We start from the raw sequence: 4,985 nt of genomic DNA, 5'->3' as shown, positions 1-4,985 counted from the left end.
TAGTTTAAAAAGATAGCCGCAACTGATTGTTTAATTTGTTATTGGAAGACGTCACTTGTTATTTGATAAGCACTAACGTGCTCAGGTTGCTTGGGACAAAGAGCGCAGAGCATTGGCAAAACAGTCATGTGGTGTTTTATATCCAAGTATTTTCCGAGGATAGTCATTCATCCATTGCTGGATTCTCAAGTATTGTGTTTCACTAAATTGATTGATAGCTTTTCCTTTTGGAATAAATCGGCGAATAAATTTATGCTGGTTCTCGCTTGTTCCTCTTTCCCACGAAGCATAAGGATGACTGAAGTACACATCAAGTGTCTCGTGAAGTGCCTCATGAAGACCGGCAAATTCAGATCCATTATCAGAAGTGATGGTCTTAAATACTTTAGAGAACGTATCACCGGCTCGATATCGTAATTGACTGATTGCCTGATTGACAGATTCTATATCTTTACCATTGAGTTTAAGGATGATTTCAAAGCGTGTTTGACGTTCAACTAACGTCAATAAAACCGAATCGGTTTTTGTTTTGTTTCCAACAACTGTATCAACTTCCCAGTGACCAAAGGTCTGCCGGTTATCAATTTCTGCGGGTCTTTGTTCAATAGATTGGCCTAGCATTCGCTTGTTTCTTCGGCTTCTATAAGTAGTATCTTTTGGTTTACGCGATAGTTTTTCGAGTAGATCCATATTCTTTGTTCTCATAATGCCTTTGTCAATCCATCCATAGAGCGTCGTTGTACAGGGAATAATAGATGAGTCAAACAAGTCATGTGTCTTCGCAAATCCAATGACTACATCTGGAGACCACTTTTCCTGTAACAATTTATCATCTGCCCACTCAATAAAGGCATCCGTATCAGCCCATTTTGGCCGACGGCCACAGTTCAACCGTAGTTTATCGTAAGCTGCTTGTCCGGCATCGGGATCGTAGAGAGTTGTATAGTAGTCGTAAACTTTACCGTTTTGTTTTTGCCGATTAAGTTGCGTAATGGTTCCACGACAGATTTCGCTATTAATGGTTTGCGGGGCACATCCTAATGCCTTTGCAATTTGACGATTGGAGTACTTCTGAGTCTTTAAAATAGCAATTTGAGAACGTTCTGAATGAGATAAGTGTTTTCCCTTACGTGCTGATATGTTATCGTTAGAGTGCGTCATGTGAATTCATCCTGTCTATTGAGAGTTAGCGGTAACTTCAATATAACATGAAATTCACATGGCGTTTTTTTTGTGGGTTAGCCTAAGTGGCTAACTTCATTATAAAATCCAGCGAAATTATTCTTTTAAAATTAATATAGTGGTTTTAAGCATAGTATAATAGGAGATTTCCGCTTAATTAATTTGTCTAAAAAATAGTAATAGTGAATACTAGATAATTTGGAATTTCTATTTTAATTCTCAGAGAATAGATTTAACTGATTCTCATAGTAACTTTTTATAAAAGAATTTGTTTGAAAGGTATATTGAGAATCTAAACTTCGAATCTTTTCTGCCAATTCTTCAGTTGAGTAGTTACTAGCTGTCCAAGTTAACGCTTTGGTTTTTAGTTCTTCAAGCATATCCTCAACAGTCATAACGTGGGGATTTTTTTCATAATTATATTTTTTATTACTTTTAGTAGTAACTAACACAATATTATTAGCATTAATTAGTTTAGTTACGTTTTGGGAAATATTTGGATCGAGAGTTACTAAATACATTTCTCTAGCTTTAGTCCTAGACATTTCATCACCAACCTCTTGCCAACGCTCACGCAATGTAGTTTTGGCTGAAATAAGAGATGTATTGCGCTTATTTATCTTATATTCAATGGCACCCGGGCTAACACAGTCAACTAATTTAGATAATTTCTTAGATTCAAATACCCCACTACCGATTGAACCTTGAGTATCGAACGGTATATTTGCTCCCATCAAGATCAACTCTATTATAGTTTCGAATTCTTTCCCTGCTCTACTTCGTCTGCTTTGAGTATTTGATAAAGATAATGAATATATATGAGAAGGATATTCATTTACAAACCATTTTATAGCATCTTTATTTGATACATTATTTATTGCTGATGGATCAATAAGTTGCTCATACATCTTACCGGAGAAATAGTCTTCTATTTCTGTAAATTTCTTCCAATTGTAGGTTCTTAATTCTTCCACAATAAAACTTGCTTCATTCAGAAAAAAATTTTCATTTTGTTCGTTAAATTTTAACAATTCAAAACTTTCTAAAGTTAATTTATAAGGACTTGGCATTGCAGAAATTCGTTCGCTTTTGACTAGATCTTTAAAAGTATTTAAATCCATAAATAATAGCTCCTTTTCAAATATTGGTCATTGACAAAATCATCAAAGCGATGATATAGTGTCAAAGAAAGGACAGTTTGACCTTTTTTTGACACAAAAACCGGAGGGCATAATGTATAATTCAATTTTAACAGAGAAAGATGAAAAATCTATAGAAAATAATGATATTTCAAAACTTATATCAAATAAGCGAGAACGTTTAAATATGACACAGAAAGAACTAGCAGATGCAGTTGGGCTATCTAAATACGGAGATCGCACGATTAGAAGATGGGAATGTGGAGAAACAACTCCTTCCAAATTAGAGTTAGACGCCATTCTATCTTTTCCAGAGGAAGCACCATTTAGTAATCCTCAAGATGCCAAGTATAACATGATTGATCTTTTTGCTGGCATTGGAGGTACCCGTTTGGGCTTTCAATTAAATAATAATGTAAAGTCAGTATTTAGCTCAGAGTGGGATAAATTTGCTCAAAAGACCTATTTAGCAAATTTTGGGGAAATTCCACATGGAGATATTACTCAAATCGATGAAAAAGATGTACCTGATCATGATATCTTAGTAGGCGGTTTTCCATGTCAAGCATTTTCCCAAGCAGGCTTAAAAAAGGGTTTTAATGATACTCGTGGAACTTTGTTCTTTGATATTGTGCGTATCATCAAAGAGAAACTACCTAAAGCTTTTTTATTAGAAAATGTTAAAAATTTAAGAAGCCATGATAAAGGAAAAACGTTCAAAGTTATTGAAGAAGTACTTACAGATCTAGGTTATGAAGTTTATCCACTTCTATATAAAGCTAAAGATTTTGGAGTTCCCCAAAATAGAGAGCGCATTTATATTGTAGGATTTAAGAAAGATAAAGTGAGAAATTTTGCTGATTTTTCCGCACCAATACCACCAAAAACAGAAACAAAAGTTGGAGAAATTTTAGATATAAAAGTTAATGATAAATACACAATCTCTGATAAGCTTTGGAAAGGACACCAACGTAGAAAAGAGGAACACAAATTAAAGGGAAACGGATTTGGATTTACGCTATTTAATGAAGATAGCCATTACACTAATACTTTATCTGCAAGATATTATAAAGATGGCAGCGAAATTTTAATCGAACAAAAAGGGAGTAATCCTAGAAAAATTACGCCACGTGAGGCTGCAAGACTTCAAGGATTTCCTGAAGAATACATTATTCCCGTCTCTGATACACAAGCATACAAACAATTTGGTAATTCAGTATGTGTACCAGTTGTTCAAGCAGTTGCTAAATCTATATTGAATGTTCTAGATGCGAGTGGTAAAGATAATTGATGAAAATATGGTTATTTGAAACTTCATTTAATTATATTAATGTTTATTAAACATCACTTAAATATAGATTTAAGTGATGAATATTTTTTTGAGAGTGTAAAATATCTTGTGTAAATAGAAAAAAGGAAGCCCCTTCTGTAGAATAGAGTTACCACACTACATTCACAGAAAAGAGGACTTCCCTATGAACAATCTTACTACAGATATCTTACAGACTCTAGCTACAAAAGGTGATTTAAATGAATTATTTCGTTCTCATCTAGAATTGGCCGTTAATACACTCTTAAGAACGGAATTGACCGTCTTTTTAGATTATGAGAAGTATGATCGTATTGGTTTCCATTCAGGTAACTCTCGCAACGGCACCTATGACCGTACGGTCAAAACAGAATATGGTGAACTTCAGCTTCAGATTCCACGTGATCGTAATGGTGAATTTAAACAACAGACGCTTCCTGCATATAAAAGAACCAATGAAACGCTGGAAGAAACGATTATTCATCTCTTTCGAAAAGGGATTACGATGTCTGAAATTGCCGATTTGATCGAGAAAATGTATGGTCATCACTATACGCCGCAGACGATGTCCAACATGACAAAAGTCTTTTCTGAAGAAGTGGCTGCTTTTAAAAAACGTCCACTAAATGATCATTATGCCGCTATATATCTTGACGCTACCTACATTCCCTTAAAACGTAAAACTGTAGACAAAGAAGCCATTCATATAGCAGTTGGAATCCGTCCAGATGGTGCCAAAGAAGTACTCGGTTATGCCATTGCCCCCAATGAATCTACTGTTACATGGAAAGAGCTATTAGAAGACTTGATTAGCCGTGGTGTTAAATCCGTTCTCCTCTTTGTGACCGACGGTCTTAAAGGAATAAAAGATACGATTCATCAAGCATTTCCTCAGGCTGCTTATCAACACTGTTGTGTTCATGTTTCTCGCAATATCGCTAGTAAAGTACGTGTAGTTGATCGCAGAGAAGTATGTGAAGACTTCAAAGCTGTTTACCAAGCAGACTCACGGGAAAAGGCGATCGAAGCTCGGCTTGATTTTACAGAGAAATGGCACACCAGTTACACTAGAGTAACCAAAGCGGTCTTAGAGAACGACAGTTTACTGACGTTCTATGACTTTCCTGTTTCGATCCGTAGGAGCTTGTATTCCACTAATTTGATTGAGTCTTTTAACAAACAAATCAAAAAATACAGTCGGCGTAAAGAACAATTTCAGAATGAAGAATCCATGGATCGCTTTTTAGTCTCAAATTTTGATCTGTATAACCAAAAATTTTTAACCCGAAGCCACCGCGGTTTCCAACAAGCAGAAGCAGAACTATGGGAAATGTTTGGAATACTAGCAGAGAGAT

4 protein-coding genes are annotated in these 4,985 nt (G+C 35.3%); 2 read left to right on the top strand and 2 right to left on the bottom strand.

Annotation, left to right across the window (positions count from 1 at the left end; genetic code table 11):
* Positions 1–81: 81 nt before the first annotated feature.
* Together J5J05_RS11935 and J5J05_RS11930 are read right to left on the bottom strand one after the other, a co-directional pair.
* Entirely contained in the window at positions 82–1,161 is a 1,080-nt protein-coding gene (locus J5J05_RS11935; protein ID WP_208559143.1) for an IS30 family transposase, read from the bottom strand.
* Between the two features lie 233 nt (positions 1,162–1,394).
* Complete coding sequence (locus J5J05_RS11930; RefSeq protein ID WP_208560894.1) at positions 1,395–2,303, bottom strand: type II restriction endonuclease; 909 nt, start codon at positions 2,301–2,303, stop codon at positions 1,395–1,397.
* A 112-nt stretch (positions 2,304–2,415) separates the two neighbouring features.
* Between J5J05_RS11930 and dcm the strand changes: the two genes are divergently transcribed.
* Together dcm and J5J05_RS11920 are read left to right on the top strand one after the other, a co-directional pair.
* Entirely contained in the window at positions 2,416–3,612 is a 1,197-nt protein-coding gene (gene dcm / locus J5J05_RS11925) for a DNA (cytosine-5-)-methyltransferase (protein ID WP_208560893.1), read from the top strand.
* A gap of 184 nt (positions 3,613–3,796) precedes the next feature.
* The coding region (locus tag J5J05_RS11920) for an IS256 family transposase (RefSeq protein WP_208560834.1) at positions 3,797–4,985 on the top strand (1,189 nt) is incomplete at its 3' end.

This window comes from Marinilactibacillus kalidii (assembly GCF_017599325.1).
Classification (GTDB): Bacteria; Bacillota; Bacilli; order Lactobacillales; family Carnobacteriaceae_A; genus Marinilactibacillus; species Marinilactibacillus kalidii.
This window is presented reverse-complemented; position numbering and strand designations above follow the sequence as displayed.